The sequence below is a fragment of the Pseudomonas sp. SDO5532_S415 genome, assembly GCF_054071155.1.
Genome location: NZ_JBSVWS010000002.1, coordinates 1 through 19,922 on the forward strand (window position 1 = coordinate 1; position 19,922 = coordinate 19,922).

16 protein-coding genes, 3 tRNA genes and 1 pseudogene are annotated in these 19,922 nt (G+C 61.3%); 16 read left to right on the top strand and 4 right to left on the bottom strand.

Annotated features, from left to right (window positions below; all coding sequences use genetic code 11):
- Positions 1–194 precede the first annotated feature (194 nt).
- The 15 genes and pseudogenes from truA to ACW9HW_RS01295 all read left to right on the top strand — a co-directional run bounded on the left by truA (position 195) and on the right by ACW9HW_RS01295 (position 13,854).
- Positions 195–1,019, top strand: coding sequence for a tRNA pseudouridine(38-40) synthase TruA (gene truA / locus ACW9HW_RS01225; RefSeq protein WP_095193691.1), 825 nt, complete (start codon positions 195–197; stop codon positions 1,017–1,019).
- A gap of 63 nt (positions 1,020–1,082) precedes the next feature.
- Positions 1,083–1,700, top strand: a complete 618-nt coding sequence (locus ACW9HW_RS01230) for a phosphoribosylanthranilate isomerase (RefSeq protein ID WP_095193308.1) — start codon at positions 1,083–1,085, stop codon at positions 1,698–1,700.
- Between the two features lie 192 nt (positions 1,701–1,892).
- A complete protein-coding gene (gene accD / locus ACW9HW_RS01235) occupies positions 1,893–2,813 on the top strand; it encodes an acetyl-CoA carboxylase, carboxyltransferase subunit beta (RefSeq protein WP_137807446.1) in 921 nt (306 codons plus the stop codon).
- The gene (folC, locus tag ACW9HW_RS01240; RefSeq protein ID WP_457397641.1) at positions 2,810–4,117 is read left to right on the top strand and encodes a bifunctional tetrahydrofolate synthase/dihydrofolate synthase; all 1,308 of its coding nucleotides are present in this window, start codon (positions 2,810–2,812) and stop codon (positions 4,115–4,117) included. Before accD ends, folC begins: the two co-directional genes overlap by 4 nt.
- Entirely contained in the window at positions 4,101–4,802 is a 702-nt protein-coding gene (locus ACW9HW_RS01245) for an SPOR domain-containing protein (protein ID WP_457397644.1), read from the top strand. Before folC ends, ACW9HW_RS01245 begins: the two co-directional genes overlap by 17 nt.
- A 98-nt stretch (positions 4,803–4,900) precedes the next feature.
- Positions 4,901–5,461 carry a CvpA family protein gene (locus ACW9HW_RS01250; RefSeq protein WP_095193312.1) on the top strand — a complete coding sequence of 187 codons (561 nt, stop codon included), beginning with the start codon at positions 4,901–4,903 and terminating at the stop codon, positions 5,459–5,461.
- A 41-nt stretch (positions 5,462–5,502) separates the two neighbouring features.
- Positions 5,503–7,008 carry an amidophosphoribosyltransferase gene (gene purF, locus ACW9HW_RS01255; RefSeq protein ID WP_095193313.1) on the top strand — a complete coding sequence of 502 codons (1,506 nt, stop codon included), beginning with the start codon at positions 5,503–5,505 and terminating at the stop codon, positions 7,006–7,008.
- A gap of 73 nt (positions 7,009–7,081) precedes the next feature.
- On the top strand, positions 7,082–8,293 hold the full coding sequence (locus tag ACW9HW_RS01260; RefSeq protein WP_457397647.1) for an O-succinylhomoserine sulfhydrylase: 1,212 nt from the start codon (positions 7,082–7,084) through the stop codon (positions 8,291–8,293).
- The gene (locus ACW9HW_RS01265; RefSeq protein WP_095193315.1) at positions 8,290–9,063 is read left to right on the top strand and encodes an SDR family oxidoreductase; all 774 of its coding nucleotides are present in this window, start codon (positions 8,290–8,292) and stop codon (positions 9,061–9,063) included. The genes ACW9HW_RS01260 and ACW9HW_RS01265 overlap by 4 nt, the downstream gene beginning before the upstream one ends.
- Before the next feature lie 210 nt (positions 9,064–9,273).
- Positions 9,274–9,349: transfer RNA gene (locus tag ACW9HW_RS01270), tRNA-Val, on the top strand.
- 53 nt (positions 9,350–9,402) lie between these two features.
- Positions 9,403–9,479 (top strand) — tRNA-Asp (locus tag ACW9HW_RS01275).
- 108 nt (positions 9,480–9,587) lie between these two features.
- Positions 9,588–9,664: transfer RNA gene (locus ACW9HW_RS01280), tRNA-Asp, on the top strand.
- Positions 9,665–9,913: 249 nt separating this feature from the next.
- Positions 9,914–10,423: a sigma-70 family RNA polymerase sigma factor gene (locus ACW9HW_RS01285; RefSeq protein ID WP_095193316.1), complete on the top strand. Its 510-nt coding sequence runs from the start codon at positions 9,914–9,916 to the stop codon at positions 10,421–10,423.
- Positions 10,420–11,364, top strand: a complete 945-nt coding sequence (locus tag ACW9HW_RS01290; RefSeq protein WP_457397650.1) for a FecR domain-containing protein — start codon at positions 10,420–10,422, stop codon at positions 11,362–11,364. The genes ACW9HW_RS01285 and ACW9HW_RS01290 overlap by 4 nt, the downstream gene beginning before the upstream one ends.
- Positions 11,365–11,430: 66 nt before the next feature.
- A pseudogene (locus tag ACW9HW_RS01295) lies at positions 11,431–13,854 on the top strand (TonB-dependent siderophore receptor).
- Positions 13,855–13,970: 116 nt separating this feature from the next.
- Here the strand turns inward: ACW9HW_RS01295 and aldA are convergent.
- The 4 genes from aldA to ACW9HW_RS01315 are packed head-to-tail and all read right to left on the bottom strand — an operon-like array spanning position 13,971 to position 18,736.
- Positions 13,971–15,404: an aldehyde dehydrogenase gene (gene aldA, locus ACW9HW_RS01300; RefSeq protein WP_457397652.1), complete on the bottom strand. Its 1,434-nt coding sequence runs from the start codon at positions 15,402–15,404 to the stop codon at positions 13,971–13,973.
- A 19-nt stretch (positions 15,405–15,423) separates the two neighbouring features.
- Positions 15,424–16,224: an aldolase/citrate lyase family protein gene (locus ACW9HW_RS01305; RefSeq protein WP_457397655.1), complete on the bottom strand. Its 801-nt coding sequence runs from the start codon at positions 16,222–16,224 to the stop codon at positions 15,424–15,426.
- Between the two features lie 14 nt (positions 16,225–16,238).
- Positions 16,239–17,423, bottom strand: coding sequence for an L-rhamnonate dehydratase (gene rhmD / locus ACW9HW_RS01310; protein WP_095193321.1), 1,185 nt, complete (start codon positions 17,421–17,423; stop codon positions 16,239–16,241).
- Positions 17,424–17,440: 17 nt separating this feature from the next.
- On the bottom strand, positions 17,441–18,736 hold the full coding sequence (locus tag ACW9HW_RS01315) for an MFS transporter (protein ID WP_457397659.1): 1,296 nt from the start codon (positions 18,734–18,736) through the stop codon (positions 17,441–17,443).
- A 124-nt stretch (positions 18,737–18,860) separates the two neighbouring features.
- Here ACW9HW_RS01315 and ACW9HW_RS01320 point away from each other — a divergent pair, with 124 nt between their 5' ends.
- The gene (locus ACW9HW_RS01320) at positions 18,861–19,802 is read left to right on the top strand and encodes a LysR family transcriptional regulator (RefSeq protein ID WP_095193323.1); all 942 of its coding nucleotides are present in this window, start codon (positions 18,861–18,863) and stop codon (positions 19,800–19,802) included.
- The last annotated feature ends 120 nt before the right edge of the window (positions 19,803–19,922 follow it).

The window sequence follows — 19,922 nt, forward strand, 5'->3', positions numbered from 1 at the left end:
GGGTTGGCGTGAGACACAAATGATGGGCACCCCCGATCCACTGTGGGAGCGAGCCTGCTCGCGAAGAGGGCGTCACATTCAACACTGCACCGACTGTTGTACTGGCATCCCCGTCCCACAGCCTTATAATGCCCGCCATTGCGTACATCAGCAGGCTGTTCCCCTTGGCAAACATAGATAACCCGGCCGCCGAAATGGCGGCCGACGGCTTTTTCCGGATCGCGTTGGGCGTTGAATACAAGGGCTCGCGTTATCGCGGCTGGCAGCGCCAGGCCTCCGGTGTGCTCACTGTGCAGGAAACCCTCGAAAACGCCCTGTCCAAAGTCGCCGACTCTCCCGTGTCGCTGCTCTGCGCCGGGCGTACGGATGCCGGCGTGCATGCCTGTGGTCAGGTGGTTCATTTCGATACCCAGGTCGAACGGTCGATGAAAGCCTGGGTCATGGGCGCCAACATCAACTTGCCGCACGACGTCAGTGTCAGTTGGGCCAAGGTCATGCCGGCGCATTTTCATGCACGGTTCAAGGCCATCGCCCGGCGCTACCGCTATGTGATCTACAACGATCAGATCCGCCCGGCGCACCTCAATGAAGAAATCACCTGGAACCACCGTCCGCTGGACGTCGAGCGTATGGCCGAGGCGGCTCAATACCTGGTGGGAACCCATGACTTCAGCGCTTTTCGCGCCGGTCAGTGCCAGGCCAAGTCGCCGATCAAGCAATTGCATCACCTGCGCGTCACGCGCCACGGCAAGATGATCGTGCTGGATATCCGCGCCAATGCCTTCCTGCACCACATGGTGCGCAACATTGCCGGTGTACTGATGACCATCGGCGCTGGCGAGCGTCCGGTGGAATGGATGAAGGAAGTGCTGGAGAGCCGGATCCGCCGTACCGGTGGGGTGACGGCGCATCCGTTCGGGTTGTATCTGGTGCAGGTCGAGTACCGTGACGAGTTCGAATTGCCCGAGCGATACATCGGGCCGCACTTCCTGACCGGTTTCTCCGAACTTGACGGCTGACGCCCTCGAACGCTTTTGTTACCATCCGGGACTTTCTCGGATTTGCCGTGGGGTTTTCTCGACATGTCAGCCGTTCGCAGCAAGATTTGCGGGATTACCCGCATAGAAGATGCGTTGGCAGCGGTCGAAGCCGGAGCCGATGCCATCGGATTCGTGTTTTATGCCAAGAGCCCGCGGGCGGTGACGTTCCAGCAGGCGCGCGCGATCATCAAGGCGTTGCCACCGTTCGTCACCACCGTGGGTTTGTTCGTCAATGCCAGCCGTTGCGAGTTGGGGGAAATTCTCGACGCCGTGCCGCTGGACCTTTTGCAGTTCCATGGTGATGAAAGCGCTGAAGACTGCGAAGGCTGGCATCGTCCGTACATCAAGGCATTGCGGGTCAAGGCCGGTGACGACATCGCGGCAGCCTGTGCTGCATATCCAGGCGCCAGCGGCATTCTGCTCGATGCTTATGTAGAAGGCATTCCCGGTGGAACCGGCGAAGCGTTCGACTGGTCACTGATACCGCAGGGCTTGAGCAAGCCGATCATCCTGGCGGGCGGCCTGACCCCTGATAACGTCGCCGAAGCGGTGGCGCGGGTTCGGCCTTATGCCGTGGATGTCAGTGGCGGGGTAGAGGCGAGCAAGGGCATCAAGGATCACGCAAAGATCAAGGCGTTCATCAAAGCGGTACGCGGATGATGTGACGGCTGGCACACTGCCGCCGTCCACTGCACTGTACAAAAACGGCTGAGGATTGATGGGTCGTACGCAGGTCACGCTTCACTGACCCGGCCATCCATCAAACATCGCCGCACACATGAATTTAGCTCAAGGGCATACGCGGGGCTGCGAACTAGAGCGTTCGGGCCGCCGGTACTGGAGAAAGAAAGCATGAGCAACTGGTTGGTAGACAAACTGATCCCTTCGATCATGCGTTCCGAGGTCAAGAAGAGCTCGGTGCCTGAAGGTCTTTGGCACAAATGCCCGTCTTGCGAGGCTGTGTTGTATCGTCCGGAGCTGGAAAAGACCCTGGACGTTTGCCCCAAGTGCAATCACCACATGCGTATCGGCGCGCGCGCCCGTATCGACATTTTCCTCGACGCCGAAGGTCGTGCCGAGCTGGGTGCGGACCTGGAGCCGGTCGACCGTCTGAAGTTCCGTGACGGCAAGAAGTACAAGGATCGCCTGACCGCAGCGCAAAAGCAGACCGGCGAAAAAGACGCCCTGATTTCCATGAGCGGCACGCTGTTGGGCATGCCGGTAGTGGTTTCGGCGTTCGAATTCAACTTCATGGGCGGTTCGATGGGCGCCATCGTCGGCGAGCGCTTCGTGCGCGCCGCCAACTACGCCTTGGAAAAACGCTGCCCAATGATCTGCTTCTCCGCCTCCGGCGGTGCGCGGATGCAGGAAGCGCTGATCTCCCTGATGCAAATGGCCAAGACCTCCGCGGTACTGGCGCGTCTGCGTGAAGAAGGCATTCCGTTCATCTCCGTGCTGACCGATCCGGTCTACGGCGGTGTTTCCGCCAGTCTGGCGATGCTGGGCGACGTGATCGTCGGCGAGCCGAAAGCCCTGATCGGCTTTGCCGGTCCGCGCGTCATCGAGCAGACCGTGCGCGAAAAACTGCCGGAAGGCTTCCAGCGCAGTGAATTCCTGCTGGAGCACGGTGCGATCGACATGATCATTCACCGTCAGGAACTGCGTCCGCGCCTGGGTAACCTGCTGGCGCAAATGATGGGCCTGCCGACGCCGAAGTTCGTCGCCGCGCCAATTGAACCGATCGTCGTTCCACCGGTGCCTGCCAACATATGACCGAACGTACCCTTGGCGAGTGGCTCGCCTACCTTGAGCAGTTGCACCCTTCGGCCATCGACATGGGCCTTGAGCGCTCGCAACAGGTAGCGTCCCGCATGGGACTGGGCAAGCCGGCGCCTCGGGTGATTACGGTCACCGGCACCAACGGCAAGGGTTCGACCTGTGCCTTCGTAGCGTCTTTGCTGCGAGCCCAGGGCCTGAACGTCGGTGTCTACAATTCGCCGCACCTGCTGCGTTACAACGAGCGGGTGCAGGTCAACGGCGTCGAGGCTACTGACGCCGAGCTGTGCCAGGCCTTCGCTGCGGTGGAGGCGGGGCGCGGCGATACTTCCCTGACTTATTTCGAAATGGGCACCCTGGCGGCGTTCTGGCTGTTTCAACAGTCCGGGCTCGATGCCGTGGTGCTGGAAGTCGGTCTGGGCGGTCGTCTGGACACGGTCAACGTGGTAGACGCCGATATGGCGCTGGTCACCAGCATTGGCGTCGACCATGCGGATTATTTGGGTGATACCCGTGAGTCCGTGGCCTTCGAAAAGGCCGGCATCTTCCGTCAGGGCGCGCCTGCGCTCTGTGGCGACCTGAATCCTCCACAACCCCTGCTGGATAAAGCGCGCGAGCTCAACTGCCCGTTTTTCCTGCGTGGGCGCGATTTCGATCTCGGGATCACCGACCATAACTGGCAATGGCGCGGCCTCGACGCTCAGGGCCGTGTGGTCGAGTTACACGATTTGCCCTTGCTTGATCTGCCGATGGAAAACGCCGCGCTGGCGTTGCAGGCCTATCTGCTGCTCGGATTGCCTTGGTTGGATGCGCAAATCATCGACGCGCTGCAAGCCACTCGCGTGGTCGGTCGTCTCGATCGCCGGCAGTTCAACTGGCAGGGCGAGCGTCTGAATCTGCTGCTGGATGTGGGGCATAACCCACATGCGGCTGAATATCTGGCCCGGCGTCTGGCCAGTCGTCCACCTGTCGGCAAGCGCCTGGCGGTGTTCGGTTTGCTGGCGGACAAGGATCTGGATGGTGTAATTGACGAGTTGAGTGCTAGTGTCGAGCACTGGGCCGTCGCACCGCTGGATTCGCCGCGGGCACGGCCGGTAGTCGAGTTGCACGGGGCGCTGCACAAGCGCGGTGCTTCGGTAACGTCATATGGCAGCGTGGCCGCCGCCCTGGAAGGGCAGTGTGCGCTGGCGACGAGCGACGACGAAATTCTGTTGTTCGGATCATTTTATTGTGTCGCCGAGGCCCTGGATTGGCTGGCCCGGCGCTCCACGGAGGAAGCGGCAAATGGCATTGCTGGATAAAGCCTACAAACAGCGCATGGTTGGCGCCCTGGTCCTGGTGGCATTGGCCGTGATTTTCCTGCCGATGCTGTTCTCCCGTCAGGATGAGCAGCGCCAGGTAACGGTCGAGGCCCCGGCTGCTCCGCAAGCGCCAGCGATGCCGCAAGTGCAGGTTGAACCGGTAGTGGTGCCAGAACCCCAAGCCTTGCCACAGGAACCGGTGCCGAGCGACGACGATATCGCTCAGGACGTGCCTGCAGCGCCGGCTGCACCGGTCGCACCGGCTGTGTCCGCTGTGTCCGCTGTACCGGCACCGGCTCCGGCGCCAGCTGCCAAGCCGGTCACACCGCCTGCTCCGGCACCGATCCCGGCGCTGGCTGCCAAGCCCGCGACGGCTCCTGCCCAACCCATTACGGCGGCTCCGGGCAAGCCGGACACCACGCAGAGTCGCGTCGATGCCAATGGGTTGTCGGTCAGCTGGTCGGTGCAACTGGCCAGCCTGTCCAACCGTGAAAGTGCGGAAAAACTGCAGAAAACCCTGCGCAGCCAGGGTTACAACGCTTATATCCGTTCTGCCGACGGCAAGAACCGGGTGTTTGTCGGGCCGCTGATCGAGCGCGCCGAGGCCGATCGTCTGCGTGACTTGTTGAACCGCCAGCAGAACCTCAAGGGATTTGTGGTGCGCTTTCAACCAGAGCGCGGCTAAATCTATCGACCCGATTTGAAATGCACTGACAATCGCAGCTTACCGATAAGCATGGGCTCTGCTAAAATGCGCCGCCTTATCCGTCTGTAGGCTGCACTGTGCCATTTACCTGGGTTGACTGGGCGATCGTTGCAATCGTCGCCATCTCCGCATTGATCAGTCTGAGCCGCGGCTTCGTCAAAGAAGCACTGTCGCTGGTGACCTGGATCATCGCAGGAGTCGTTGCCTGGATGTTTGGTGGCTCATTGTCCGAGTACCTCGCCGGATACATCCAAACGCCATCAGCCCGTGTGATCACGGGTTGCGCAATAATGTTTGTCGCCACGTTAATCGTAGGCGCAATGATCAATTATCTTATCGGCGAATTGGTACGCGTCACCGGGCTGTCCGGGACCGATCGATTCCTCGGCATGGCCTTCGGCGCCGCGCGTGGCGGGCTGCTGGTGGTCGTGGCGGTCGGGCTGTTGAGCCTGGGGCCGGTACAGCAGGACGAGTGGTGGCAACAGTCGCAGCTCGTGCCAAAATTTCTATTGGTCGCAGACTGGTCCAAAAACCTGATTCTCGGGTGGAGCAGTCAGTGGCTTGCCAGCGGAATCAGCGTACCCGCTGATATACCGTTCAAGGAGCACCTCTTGCCGACGGCCAAAACGCCTCAGTGAGTTGTGTTCAGTTCAGATCCATTAAGTAGGGGTTGCGTCGCATGTGTGGCATCGTCGGTATCGTCGGTAAGTCGAACGTCAATCAGGCGCTGTATGACGCGCTAACCGTCCTCCAGCACCGCGGCCAGGACGCTGCCGGTATCGTGACCAGCCATGATGGCCGGTTATTCCTGCGCAAGGACAATGGCCTGGTGCGTGACGTGTTCCAGCAGCGTCACATGCAGCGCCTGGTCGGCCATATGGGCATCGGCCATGTGCGCTACCCGACTGCGGGCAGCTCGACGTCGGCCGAAGCTCAGCCGTTTTACGTCAACTCGCCTTACGGCATCACCCTGGCGCACAACGGCAACCTGACCAACGTTGAACAACTGGCCAAGGAGATTTACGAATCCGACCTGCGCCATGTCAACACCAGCTCCGATTCGGAAGTGCTGCTTAACGTGTTCGCACACGAACTGGCCCAGCGCGGCAAGTTGCAGCCGACCGAAGAGGACGTCTTCGCTGCCGTCACCGACGTGCACAACCGTTGCGTGGGCGGTTATGCGGTCGTGGCGATGGTGACCGGCTACGGCATCGTCGGTTTCCGCGATCCGCACGGCATCCGTCCGATCGTGTTCGGCCAGCGTCACACCGACGAAGGCGTCGAATACATGATCGCCTCCGAAAGCGTGTCCCTGGACGTGCTCGGATTCACCCTGATTCGCGACCTGGCACCGGGCGAAGCGGTCTACATCACTGAAGACGGCAAGCTGCACACCCGTCAGTGCGCAACCAACCCGTCCCTGACCCCGTGCATCTTCGAACACGTCTACCTGGCGCGTCCGGATTCGATCATCGACGGCGTGTCGGTGTACAAGGCCCGTCTGCGCATGGGTGAGAAACTCGCCGAGAAGATCCTGCGCGAGCGTCCTGATCACGATATCGACGTGGTCATCCCGATCCCGGACACCAGCCGCACCGCGGCCCTGGAGCTGGCGAACCACCTGGGCGTGAAATTCCGCGAAGGCTTCGTGAAGAACCGCTACATCGGCCGGACCTTCATCATGCCGGGCCAGGCGGCACGGAAAAAATCCGTACGCCAGAAGCTCAACGCGATCGAGCTGGAATTCCGCGGCAAGAACGTAATGTTGGTGGACGATTCCATCGTGCGCGGCACCACCTGCAAGCAGATCATCCAGATGGCACGCGAGGCGGGCGCCAAGAACGTTTACTTCTGCTCTGCCGCACCGGCCGTGCGCTTCCCGAACGTCTACGGTATCGACATGCCGAGCGCCCACGAACTGATCGCCCACAACCGTTCGACCCAGGATGTGGCGGACCTGATCGGTGCCGACTGGCTGATCTATCAGGACCTGCCTGACTTGATCGAAGCGGTCGGTGGCGGCAAGATCAAGATCGAGAAGTTCGATTGTGCGGTGTTCGACGGCCAGTACGTGACCGGCGACGTCGACGAGGCTTACCTGAACAAGATCGAGCAGGCACGTAACGATGCCTCCAAGGTCAAGACGCAGGCAGTCAGCGCGATCATCGATCTGTACAACAACTGAGTAACTACCGGCCCTGAGGGGCCGGTTTTGTATCTGGCTTTTAATTTTCGAGAATAGGGAAAGGAGTGACAGCATGAGTCAGGATTGGGATGCCGGTCGGTTGGACAGCGACCTCGAAGGCGTAGCGTTCGATACCCTGGCCGTACGTGCCGGTCAGCACCGTACGCCGGAAGGCGAGCACGGTGATCCGATGTTCTTCACTTCCAGCTATGTGTTCCGCACCGCCGCCGACGCGGCCGCACGCTTTGCCGGGGAAGTGCCGGGCAACGTCTACTCGCGCTATACCAACCCGACCGTGCGCGCCTTCGAAGAGCGCATTGCCGCCCTGGAAAGCGCCGAGCAAGCCGTTGCCACTGCCACTGGCATGGCCGCGATCATGGCGGTGGTGATGAGCCTGTGCAGCGCCGGCGACCACGTCCTGGTATCGCGCAGCGTGTTCGGCTCGACCATCAGCCTGTTCGAGAAATACTTCAAGCGTTTCGGCGTCGAAGTCGATTACGTTCCGTTGGCGGATTTATCCGGCTGGGACGCGGCGATCAAGTCCAACACCAAATTGCTGTTCGTCGAATCGCCGTCCAATCCGCTGGCCGAGCTGGTGGACATCGCCGAGCTGGCGAAAATCGCTCACGCCAAGGGCGCGATGCTGGTAGTCGATAACTGCTTCTGCACCCCGGCCTTGCAGCAGCCGCTGAAACTGGGCGCAGACATCGTTGTGCACTCGGCGACCAAGTTCATCGACGGCCAGGGCCGTTGCATGGGCGGTGTCGTGGCCGGTCGCAGCGAGCAAATGAAAGAAGTGGTGGGTTTCCTGCGTACCGCCGGGCCGACCCTGAGCCCGTTCAACGCCTGGATCTTCCTCAAGGGCCTGGAAACCCTGAATCTGCGGATGAAGGCGCATTGCGCCAACGCCCAGGAGTTGGCCGAGTGGCTGGAGCAGCAGGACGGTATCGAGAAAGTCCATTACGCCGGCCTCAAGAGCCATCCGCAGCACGAATTGGCTCAGCGTCAGCAAAAAGGTTTTGGCGCGGTGGTGAGTTTCGAAGTCAAGGGCGGCAAAGAGGGCGCCTGGCGCTTTATCGATGCAACCCGACTGATTTCGATCACCGCCAACCTGGGTGATAGCAAAACCACCATCACGCACCCGAGCACCACCTCCCACGGTCGTCTCGCGCCGCAAGAGCGTGAAGCCGCAGGCATTCGTGACAGCCTGATCCGCATCGCGGTCGGCCTGGAAGACGTGGCGGACCTGCAAGCCGACCTGGCGCGCGGTTTGGCTGCCCTGTGATCGAGTTGTCCACGCCAACGGGCTCCAATGGCCGTGTAGCGCTGGTCACCGGCGCTGCGCGGGGCATCGGTCTGGGCATTGCTGCCTGGTTGATCAGCGAAGGCTGGCAAGTGGTGCTGACGGATCTGGACCGGGTGCGCGGATCGAAAGTGGCGAAGGTGCTAGGTGAGAACGCCTGGTTCATCGCCATGGACGTCTCTAATGAGGCGCAGGTTGCATTGGGTGTTGCCGAGGTATTGGGGCAGTTCGGGCGTCTGGATGCGCTGGTGTGCAACGCCGCTGTTGCCGACCCGCACAACATCACCCTGGAAAGTCTCGATCTGGCTTACTGGAATCGGGTATTGGCGGTCAATCTCAGTGGGCCGATGTTGTTGGCCAAACATTGTGCGCCGTATCTGCGAGCCCATAGCGGGGCGATCGTCAATCTGGCCTCGACCCGTGCCGGGCAGTCGGAACCCGATACCGAGGCGTATGCGGCGAGCAAGGGCGGCCTGTTGGCCCTGACTCACGCGTTGGCCATCAGTCTGGGGCCGGAGATTCGCGTCAATGCGGTCAGCCCGGGCTGGATCGATGCGCGGGACCCTTCGGTGCGCCGTGCCGAGCCGCTGACCGATGCCGATCATGCCCAGCATCCGGCGGGCAGGGTAGGGACGGTCGAGGACGTGGCGGCGATGGTGGCCTGGTTGCTGTCGAAGAACGCCGGTTTCGTCACGGGGCAGGAGTTCGTGGTGGACGGTGGCATGACCAAGAAGATGATTTACAGCGAGTAACTCAGGCATTGATGTTGAATGTGCCGCCGTCTTCGCGAGCAGGCTCGCTCCCACATTAGAAATGCGATCCATTGTGGGAGCGAGCCTGCTCGCGAAAGCGGTCGACGCAGTACCGATTGAAAGAATTTTGTCTTTTTCAGAAAAACTTCAATCCTGCTATTGACTTAGGTTCGCTACCTGCGTAAATTTCGCGGCCTCGGAGATGCAAACGGGTGATTAGCTCAGCTGGGAGAGCGTCTGCCTTACAAGCAGAATGTCGGCGGTTCGATCCCGTCATCACCCACCACTCCCGAGAGTCTTGCGAAAGCAAGATGGAAGCTGAAAAGCCTCCACCGACGCGCAGCGGTAGTTCAGTCGGTTAGAATACCGGCCTGTCACGCCGGGGGTCGCGGGTTCGAGTCCCGTCCGCTGCGCCATATTTCACGAATCGGATTCATTCGGTTCGCGGTTGACTGATTTAGTGGCTAAAAAGCACCGAAGCTTTCAGCCAAACGAGTTACAAGGACGCAAGTCCACAGCGATACGCAGCGGTAGTTCAGTCGGTTAGAATACCGGCCTGTCACGCCGGGGGTCGCGGGTTCGAGTCCCGTCCGCTGCGCCATATCTGCCTCAAGGCCCACTGAACGCCTTGATGCTACGAAGAAAGCCGAGATTGGCTACTTCGAGTCGATAGCAAAGACCCTGGTCGAAAGACCGGGGTTTTTTGTGTTTGAAATTCGGTATTTCTCTCCTTTCGCTCTTACCGCCTGATCTTTCTGCGCGTTCGCTGCATAAAGCACTTGGTTCGTCGCTGCGATATTAATTAGAATCACTCTCATTTACGATAACTCCTGGCACAGGGCTTCTTGAGATGAGTGATGTGGCGATGCCGAAGGAGCAAACCCTCCACGATCTGTACCGCGATCACCGTGGCTGGCTTGAAAGCTGGTTGAGACGTCGCATGGGCAACGCGTGCGATGCAGCGGATCTCAGCCAGGATACGTTCCTGCGTTTGCTCGCCAGCTCCCAGCGGATCGCGGATCTGCATGAGCCCCGTGCCTATCTGCTGACAGTGGGCAAACGCTTGCTGAGCAACTTTTACAAACGCCGCAGTCTGGAGCAGGCCTACCTGAGTGCCCTGGCATCGCTGCCCGAGGATTGTGTGCCGTCCCCCGAGCAGCGCTGGTTGCTGCTGGAAACCCTGCAAGCCCTGGATGAACTGCTCGACGGATTACCGAGAGCGGTTAGACGGGCGTTCCTCTGGAGCCAGCTCGAAGGCTTGAACTACCAGCAAATCGCTGAGCGCTTGAAAGTTTCGGAGCGCACGATCAAACGTTATATGGCGCAAGCCTACGAGCATTGCCTGTTGGTGGAGCTGTGAGTAGCCCGGCGCCCGATGTCCGTCAGGCTGTGCGTGCCGCCGCGCAGTGGCTGGCGCTGCTGGAGTCCGGTGGTGCTACCGAACAGGACCGGGCGAACCTGCAGCGATGGCGCGACAGCTGCCGCAGCCATGAGCTGGCCTGGCAGAAGGCGCAAGCCTTGCGCCAACGCTTTGCCGACCTGCCTTCAGCCTTGGCCCTGAGCAGTCTCGATCGTCCCGATCCAGCGCGACGCGTGGTGCTCAAGCGCGCATTGGGCGCGGTGGCGCTGGTGCCGACGGCCTGGCTGATCAGTCGGCAATTGCCGCTGGAGGTCTGGCGTGCCGACCTGCACACCGCCACGGGTGAACGCAAACAGGTGCAACTGGCCGATGGCAGTTCCCTTCAACTCAATACCGCCAGCGCCGTCGATGTGGATTTGCCGAGCCGTCGGGTGAAGTTGGTGAAGGGTGAGATGTCGCTGAAGGTGTCGGGCACCTTGCCGCTGACGATTCAGACCCGGTTCGGACAAGTGATCGTCAGTCAAAGTGAAGTCTGCGTCCGCCAGAACGCGAGCAGTTGCCGGGTGTCGGTGTTCAACGGGGTCGTGCAGTTGCAGCCGTTGCAGGGCACCTCGCTGACATTGCGAGCGGGACAGCAGATCAACCTGCAAGCAACTGGCGCCTCAACGGTCGAGCCGTTCGATGTGCTGCAACCCGGTTGGCGCGAAGGCGTGTTGATGGCGAAGAACCAGGCGCTGGGGGATTTCCTGCGTGAACTCGACACTTATCGGCCAGGTGTGTTGCGTTGGGAGCAGGAGCTTGAAGCACTGCGGATCACCGGCAGTTTTCGCCTGGACGACACTGATCGCATCCTCGCGCTGCTCGCGGCCAGCCTGCCGCTGGAGGTGCAAACGCGTACCCGTTACTGGGTGACGTTGGTGGCGCGTAAAAAAATTGTCTGAAGCCTGTCCCCTTTTTTCGACTCGCTTGTCATTCAAGGCAACTGAACGAACAAGAGAGCTTCTTCAATGCCCGCAGTAAAGCCCTGCTGTCCGCGTCCGGCGTCGTCCGGTCTGCGCCCTCTGTTGCGCCTGAGCCTGATGTTGAGCCTGAGCGCCAGCCCCTTTTTCATCACCCCCAGCTGGGCTGAAGACGCCGACCGCCGCAGTTATCAGGTGCCCGCCGGCAGCCTGAGCGATGCGCTGACGCGGTTCGCCGGTCTGGCCGGGGTCAACTTGTCGGTCGATCCGGCGCTGGTCAGCGGTCGCAGCAGTGCAGGCCTGTCGGGTGAGTATGGCGTGGAAGAGGGGTTTGCCCGGTTGCTGCAAAACTCCGGCCTGCAACTGCAGCCGGTGGGCGAGCAGGCGTACATCCTGATGCCGGCGCCATCAGGCAGCAGCCTGCAACTGGGCGCCACCTCGATTCTTGGTGCCATCGACCCGGTGGACGGCGATCCGTATGCCGGCGGCCAGGTCGCGCGCCGCGGTTCGCAAGGCTTGCTCGGCTCGAAAGACTTCATGGAAACGCCGTTCAGCATGACCACCTACACCAGCGAGGTGATCGAGAACCAGCAGGCGCGCACCCTGGGCGACCTGATCGCCAGCGATCCCTCGGTTCGAGCGACCAACCCGGCCGGCGGGCGTTATGAACAGTTCACCATTCGCGGGCTCAGCCTGTTCAACAGTGATGTTTCCTATAACGGTCTTTACGGCGTCCTGCCGACCTACACGATCGACATGGCGATGGCCGACCGCGTCGACATCCTCAAAGGCCCGAGCCAGCTCATCAACGGCATTTCGCCGCGTGGCAGTGTGGGGGGCGGGATCAACGTGGTGCCCAAGCGCGCGACCGACCAGCCCATCACGTCGTTCACCGCTGACTACGCGTCCGATAACCAGGTCGGCGGCGCCGTGGATGTCGGCCGGCGCTTTGGTGAAGACAACCAGTTCGGTCTTCGTTTCAACGGCGTGAAGCAGTCCGGCGACACGGACTGGGATCATCAGAGTGTCGATCGCGAGATGGCGGTGCTGGGTCTGGATTTCCGCGGCGAGCGGCTGCGGCTCTCGACGGACATCGGGCACACCGAACGTGACACCGACGCGCCGCAGGAGCGCGTCCAGGTCGGCGCCAACGCACAGGTGCCGCATGCCAGCGATGTCCGCCACAACTATGCGCAACCCTGGAGTCAGGCACGTACCACGGACACCTTCGGCACGGTGAACGGCGAATTCGATGTCAACGATTCGGTCATGCTCTACGGCGGTGTGGGCGCGCGCAAAAGCAACCATGATTTTCTCCGGCATGCCGTGGCGGTCACCAACGATGCCGGCGATTTCAGCGTCATGCCCCGTGACTTCACCCGTGACGAAAATGTCCGTACGGCCACGGCGGGCGTGCGCAACTGGTTCCATACAGGCCCGGTGAGCCATGAAGTGAACCTGGCTGGCAGCTACTTTTACATGGACTTCGAAAACGGCGGCGCCCGATACGCCGCTGCGCCCAGCAACCTCTATCACCCTGTGGAAACACCAACGCCTGTCAGGCCTACGCGCCAGGACGCGGAGGTCTACACCGAGAACCGCTTCAGCAGTGTGGCGTTGTCCGACACCCTGGGTTTCTTCGATGACCGGCTGCTGCTGACCCTCGGCGCCCGCTGGCAGCGGGTGAAGGTCGACGACTGGACCGATAACGTCAAAGGCGACACGGCCTACGACGAGGAAAAGGTTTCACCATCGGGCGGCATCCTGTTCAAGGCTACGGACAAATTATCGCTGTATGCCAACTACCTGGAAGGCCTGAGCCAGGGCAAGATCGCGCCGTCGACCTCGGTGAACGAGGACGAGATCTTCCCGCCGTTCATCAGTCGCTAGGTCGAGGTCGGTGCCAAGTATGACGCCGGTGCGTTCGCCGTCACCGCCGCGGTATTCCGGATCAAGCAGCCGGCCTATGAAACCAACGCCACCACCCGGGTGTTCGGCCCGAACGGTAAACGGCAGAACGATGGTGTGGAACTGAGCGTGTTCGGTGAACCGCTCAAGGGTTTCCGTCTGCTCGGCGGTGTCATGTACATCGACAGTGAGTTGAACGACACCACCAATGGCACCTTCGACGGCAACCGGGCGCCTGCCACGCCGAAATACAACGTCAACCTGGGCGCCGAGTGGGACGTGCCGAACGTACAGGGGCTGACCCTGACCAGTCGCGGTATCTACTCCAGCTCGCAGTATCTGGACCAGTCCAACAACAAGGAAATCGATGCGTGGGAGCGGTTTGACGTGGGTGCACGCTATGCGTTCAAGGTCGATGAAACGAACGTTACCGTGCGTGCCAATGTCGAGAACGTGGCGGACAAGCGCTACTGGAGTTCGGCCGGCGCGTCGGATGACAGCGAGCCAGGGTTGACGCTGGCGACGCCGCGAACCTACCTGCTGTCCGCGACAGTCGATTTCTGAATCAATTCTGTGGGAGCGAGCCTGCTCGCGAAGAGGGTGTGTCAGTCGCCATTTGTATCGTCTGACACTCAGCTTTCGCGAGCAGGCTCGCTCCCACAGGGGTTTGCGCTACAGGTTCAGCCTTGCAGATACACCGCATGGGTATGGGTGTACTCATACAACCCATGCTTGCCATCCGCGCCACCGATTCCGGATTTGCGCACCCCGGCATGAAAGCCTTGCATGGCCTCGAAGTTTTCGCGGTTGACGTAGGTTTCACCAAAATCCAGTTCGCGCATGGCGTGCAGGGTTTTACTCAGGTCGCGGGTGTAGATCGATGAGGTCAGGCCGTATTCGCAGTCGTTGGCCAGGGTGATGGCTTCGTCGAGGTCATCGATGATCTGGATCGGCAGCACCGGGCCGAAAATCTCCTGGCGCATGATGTCCATGTCGGCACGGCAACCGGCCAATACCGTGGGCTGGAAGTGAAAGCCATTCGGCAGATCGGCAATCTGCCCGCCACTGATCAGGCTCGCGCCCTGGCTCAATGCCGTGCGGACTTTGCGGTTGACGCTGTCCAGGCCCTGACGGTTGATCAGGGGACCCATTTCCACATCGGGTTGGGCAATCGGGTCGCCGTAGCGTGTGGCGCTCATCGCCGCCGCGATGCGCTCGATGAACTGATCCGCCACCTTGCGCTCGACATACACTCGCTCGGCACAGTTGCACACCTGTCCGCTATTGATGATGCGCGAATCACGGATGGCCTTCACCGCCAGGTCCAGGTCGGCATCCGCCAGCACAATCGCCGGTGCCTTGCCGCCCAGTTCCAGGTTGAGCTTGGTGATGTTCGGCGCGGCGGCGGCCATGATCCGCGAGCCGGTGTCGACGCTGCCGGTGAAGCTGATCATGTCCACGCCCTTGTGCGCACTGAGTGCCGCACCGACCTGGCCGTCACCGCACACCACGTTGAACACGCCGGGTGGTAGATCGGTTTCGGCGACCAGTCGGGCGAACTCAAAGCAGTTGTTCGGGGTTTCTTCGCTGGGCTTGATAATGATGGTGTTGCCGGTCAGCAAGGCCGGGGCCATCTTGCGGGCGATCAGGAAGAACGGGAAGTTCCACGGCAGGATCCCGGCCACCACGCCCAGCGGTTTACGGAACAGGAAGATGTTTTCGTTCTGGCGGTCGCTGGTGATGATTTCGCCTTCGATGCGCCGCGCCCACTCGGCCATGTAGTCGAGGTAGTCAGCGGTGAAATTCACTTCGACTTCCGCCAGGCCGCTGATCTTGCCTTGTTCCAGGGTGATGGTACGCGCCAGGTGCGCAACGTTTTCCCGCAGCTTGGTGGCAATCCTGCGCAAGTAGCCGGCGCGGTCATTCGCCGGTTTGCGCGACCAGTCCTTTTGCGCGGCGCGGGCGGCGGCGAGGGCGCGGTCGACGTCTTCGGCCGTCGAGGCCGGGACTTTCGACAACACCGCGCCGGTGGCCGGATTGATCACATCCAGATGGGCAGCGCTGGCCACGAACTGGCCATTGATGAAATTTTCATAGACAGGCACGGACGACATGGGACGACTCCTTGGCTGATCAGTAGGTACGCGACGGCGCTTGTTCGGTGGCCGGTGTGCGGTAGCGGGCGAGGGTGGCCATGGCGCTCTGGCGCAGCAGGCTGATGTCGATGGCCACCGCGATGAACTGGCAGCCCCAGCTCTGGTAACGGCGCGCATCTTCTTCATTGGGCGCGAGAATGCCGCAGGCCTTGCCGGCTGCGAGCGTGGCGTTGACTGCGTGTTGAATGCGTTCCTGGACTTGCGGGTGACCTGGGTTGCCGGCATGGCCCAGGCCGATGGACAAATCCGCCGGGCCGATGAACACCGCATCGACGCCTTCGACGGCAGCAATCGCTTCTACGTTATCCACGCCCAGCCGCGATTCGACCTGCACGATCAGGCACAGCTGTTCATGGGCGGTGTTCAGGTAATCCGGCACACCGTCCCAACGCGTGGCGCGGGTCAGGCCGCCGCCGACGCCACGAATGCCGTGGGGCGGATAGCGCATGGCGCGCACCAGGGCCTTCGCCTGTTCGGCGGTTTCGACCATCGGGATCATCAGCGTCTGTGCACCGATGTCCAGCAGTTGCTTGATCAGATTGGCGTCGCCATTGACCGCGCGAACCACCGGCGACGTGGAATAGGGCGCGACGGCCTGCAACTGGGCGAGTACGCCGGGCACGGTGTTCGGCGCGTGTTCGCCGTCGATCAGCATCCAGTCGTAACCGGTGGTGGCGACGATCTCGGCGGCGTAGCCGGTGGCAAACCCGGCCCAGATGCCATATTGGGTCGTCGAGTGTTTCAGCGCGGTCTTGAAGGCGTTGTGCGGCATGTTCATCAAGGGCTCCTTTCTCAGCGGCTGTAGGGCCGATGCAGTTGGCATTCGGGGTTGAGCGTCACGCCGAAACCAGGTTGATCCAGTTCCGACAAGCGCATGCGTCCGTTCACGGGCACTGGTTCGCCGAGCAGTTGCGGATGGAACATCGGCACCACTTCGTCAGCCTTCGGCGCCATCATCAGGAACTCGGCGAACGGGCTGTTATGCCGGGTGGCGACGAAGTGATAGCTGTACACCGACGAACCGTGGGGAATGACCAGTGCGTTGTGCGCGTCGGCCAGGGCCGAGATTTTCACCAGTTCGGTGAGGCCGCCGCACCAGCCGACATCCGGCTGAATGATGTCGCAGCAGCCCATCTCCAACAGCATGCGGAAGCCCCAGCGGGTGGCTTCGTGCTCGCCGGTGGTCACCAGCATGCCTTTGGGCACGTTGTTGCGCAGTGCTGCGTAGCCCCAGTAATCGTCCGGTGGCAGGGCTTCTTCGATCCACTTCAAGCCGTATTCGTGGGCGCCGACCGCCAGTTTGGTGGCGTAGTTGAGGTCCAGGCTCATCCAGCAGTCGAGCATCAACCAGAAGTCCGGGCCGACCCGTTCACGCATGGTGGCCAGTTCTTCGAGGTTCTTGCGCAAGCCTTCCTCGCCTTCGGCGGGGCCGTGGTGCAACGGCATCTTGCCGCCGATGAAACCCATTTTCTGCGCCAGGTCCGGGCGGGCACCGGTGGCGTAGAACTGCAATTCATCGCGCACCGCGCCGCCCAGCAACTGGTGCACCGGCTCCTGGCGGATCTTGCCGAGCAAGTCCCACAGCGCCAGGTCGACTCCGGAGATCGTGTTGATCACGATGCCTTTGCGCCCGTAATACAAGGTCGACTGGTACATCTGATCCCAGATTTTTTCGATGTCGGTCACCCGTGCGCCTTCGAGGAAGCGCGCCAGATGTTTCTCGACGATGTACGCAGCAGGTTCGCCGCCGGTGGTCACGGCAAAGCCGACGGTGCCATCGCTGGCTTCGATCTCCACCACCAGGGTGCCGAGCACGTTGATGCCGAAGGTGCGGCGGCTCTGGCGGTACTCCGGGTATTTGCTCATCGGCGTGGCGATGTGATCGTCGATCCAGTGGCCGTCCGCTTGATCGTGATAATCCGCGCCGCCGCCACGCAGGGTGAAAGCACGGACGTGTTTGATGGTTGGAATGCCCATGGTGTGACTCCTCAGGTTTAAACGGTGGCCGGTTTGTTCGAGGCTTTATGGCCGGGCGAACGCACGCCCAGCACCAGCAACGCGGCAATGACAGTGGTAGAGGCCAGCAGGTACAGACCGGCGGCCGGTGAATGGAAGGCGCCTTCGGCCCAGTTCTTCAGTACCGGGGCGATGAAGCCGCCGAGGGCACCGAAGGAGTTGATCAGGGCGATGCCGGCCGCCGCCGCGCTGCCGGCCAGGTAACTGGACGGGAAGGTCCAGAACACCGGTTGCACGGCGATGAAGCCGGAAGCGGCAAAGCACAGGGCGACGATGCCCAGGATCGGGCTGCTGAAGGTGACCGAGCAGGCGATCCCGGCCGCGGACATCAGCAACGTCAGGCAGGCTGTGCGCCGACGTTCGCCGGTGCGGTCGCTGTAGCCGGGGATCAGGTACGCAGCGACGATGGCGCAGATCCACGGGATCGCGGTGACCAGCCCGACCATCAGCCCGACCTTGGTGCCCAACAGTCCACCGACCTGAGTCGGCAGGTAGAACACCACGCCGTAGACACTGGCCTGAATCAGCAGGTAGATCAGGCACAGGTACAGCACCGAGGGTTGGCACAACACGTTGAGCAGGCTGCGGCCGTGATTCTGTTTGTGGCTGTCTTCCTGATCGAGCAGGCTCTGGATTTGCTGACGTTCCTCGGTGGTCAGCCACTTGGCATCGGCGGGGCGATTGTCCAGGTACCAGTAGGCCCAGATGCCCACGGCGGTGGCCATCAAGCCTTCCACGGCGAACAGCCACTGCCAGCCGTGAAAACCGGCCAACCCATCCATTTCCAGCAGCAGGCCGGACAACGGGCTGCCGAAGATGAACGCCAGTGGCGCACCGAAATAGAAGAAGCCCATGGCTTTGCCGCGTACCGCGTTGGGAAACCAGTAGGTGAGGTAAAGAATCACCCCGGGGAAAAATCCGGCTTCTGCCACGCCGAGCAGAAAGCGCAGGACGTAGAACGTGGTTTCGTTATGGGCAAAGACCATGGCCGCGGAGACCAGGCCCCAGGTGACCATGATCCGGCACATCCACAAACGGGCGCCGACGCGGTGCAGGATCAGGTTGCTGGGCACTTCGAGCAGTGCGTAACCGACGAAAAACACCCCGGCGCCGAAGGCGAAGGCGGCGTCACTGATGCCGGTATCGGCTTGAAAGGCTTGCTTGGCGAACCCGACGTTGGCGCGATCGAGGAAGGCCATGATGTACATCAGCAGGAGAAACGGGAGCAGCCGCCAGGAAATTTTGGCGAGCAGAGGCGCGGGTAGAGTCTTCATCGCAGTTTTCCTTTGGTAGGGCATTTGTTCTTATGGGGAAGACTGTACGGCGGCTGATCGATGCGTTACAAATCGAATCTAGCTAACAACTGATACCTTCAGGGTATCGATAAAAAGGCCCGCCATGACCACGCCGATCCTCTCCCGCAGCCTGTTTAATCGCCTGCGCTACAAGCACTTGCACATGCTGGTGGCGCTCAGCACCAGCCAGAACCTGCACCGCGCTTCGCAAACCCTGAACATGTCGCAGCCGGCCGCCACCCGCATGCTCCATGAAATTGAAGACATGTTTGGCTGCGACCTGTTCGAACGGCTGCCTCGCGGTATGCGACCGACGGCGCTGGGCCAGGAGCTGATCCGTTTTGCCGAGTCGGCCCTCAGCGGCCTCGACCGTTGTGCCGAGGACCTGATGGCGCGGCAACAGGGTGGTTACGGTTATCTCTCCATCGGTACCATCATGGGCGCTGCGCCGGATCTGGTCATGGATTCGATTGCCGAGATCAAGGCGCTCAACCCGCAGCTGCGGATTCGCATCATGGGCGACACCAGCGACCAGGTGATTCAGTTGCTGGAGCAGGGCCGCATCGACCTCGCCATCGCCCGGCGCAATGCCGCCACCGACAGCGAGCATTACGAATTCGAGCAACTGGGTAACGAACGATTGCTGGTGGTGGTGCACGCCGGTCACCCGCTGGCCAAACGCAAGAAACTGGAACTGGCGGAGCTGGTCAGCGCCTGGCCGTGGATTCTGCAACCGGAAACCAGCCCGGCTCGCATTGGCCTGGATCAGGCTTTGCAGCGCCTGGCGTTGCCGCTGCCGGCGGACATCATCGAATGCAGTTCGGTGTACTCCATGCAGCAACTGATTCAACTGACCGACGCGATCATGGTGCTGTCGGAAACCGCTTTGCGCGACTACCTGAAAATGGGCCTGGTGGTGGCGTTGCCGGTGGAACTCGACGTGCAACTGGCGCCGTTCGGGCTGTTGTTGCGCAAGGGCGAACACATCAGCCGGGAACTGGGGTTGTTCATCGATCTGCTGCGTCGCAAAGCGGCAGTTTTTTGATTCTTTGGTCAGTTTTTTGTAACCGGTTGTTTTCTAACGACGCATAACTCTATAAAGTTAACCTTTCGGTCAGCTTTGCACTGTCATCACAGCCCTTTGCAACGTCAGAAAGGGCTTCTG

Excerpts from the sequence above, each read along its gene's own strand:
- ACW9HW_RS01260 (WP_457397647.1), top strand. The coding sequence starts at position 7,082 with ATGAGTCAGGATTGGGATGCCGGTCGGTTGGACAGCGACCTCGAAGGC.
- ACW9HW_RS01305 (WP_457397655.1), bottom strand. The coding sequence starts at position 16,224 with ATGAACATGCCGCACAACGCCTTCAAGACCGCGCTGAAACACTCGACG.
- accD (WP_137807446.1), top strand. The coding sequence starts at position 1,893 with ATGAGCAACTGGTTGGTAGACAAACTGATCCCTTCGATCATGCGTTCC.
- ACW9HW_RS01245 (WP_457397644.1), top strand. The coding sequence starts at position 4,101 with ATGGCATTGCTGGATAAAGCCTACAAACAGCGCATGGTTGGCGCCCTG.
- rhmD (WP_095193321.1), bottom strand. The coding sequence starts at position 17,423 with ATGGGCATTCCAACCATCAAACACGTCCGTGCTTTCACCCTGCGTGGC.
- truA (WP_095193691.1), top strand. The coding sequence starts at position 195 with ATGGCGGCCGACGGCTTTTTCCGGATCGCGTTGGGCGTTGAATACAAG.
- folC (WP_457397641.1), top strand. The coding sequence starts at position 2,810 with ATGACCGAACGTACCCTTGGCGAGTGGCTCGCCTACCTTGAGCAGTTG.
- aldA (WP_457397652.1), bottom strand. The coding sequence starts at position 15,404 with ATGTCGTCCGTGCCTGTCTATGAAAATTTCATCAATGGCCAGTTCGTG.
- ACW9HW_RS01285 (WP_095193316.1), top strand. The coding sequence starts at position 9,914 with ATGAGTGATGTGGCGATGCCGAAGGAGCAAACCCTCCACGATCTGTAC.
- ACW9HW_RS01320 (WP_095193323.1), top strand. The coding sequence starts at position 18,861 with ATGACCACGCCGATCCTCTCCCGCAGCCTGTTTAATCGCCTGCGCTAC.
- ACW9HW_RS01315 (WP_457397659.1), bottom strand. The coding sequence starts at position 18,736 with ATGAAGACTCTACCCGCGCCTCTGCTCGCCAAAATTTCCTGGCGGCTG.
- purF (WP_095193313.1), top strand. The coding sequence starts at position 5,503 with ATGTGTGGCATCGTCGGTATCGTCGGTAAGTCGAACGTCAATCAGGCG.
- ACW9HW_RS01230 (WP_095193308.1), top strand. The coding sequence starts at position 1,083 with ATGTCAGCCGTTCGCAGCAAGATTTGCGGGATTACCCGCATAGAAGAT.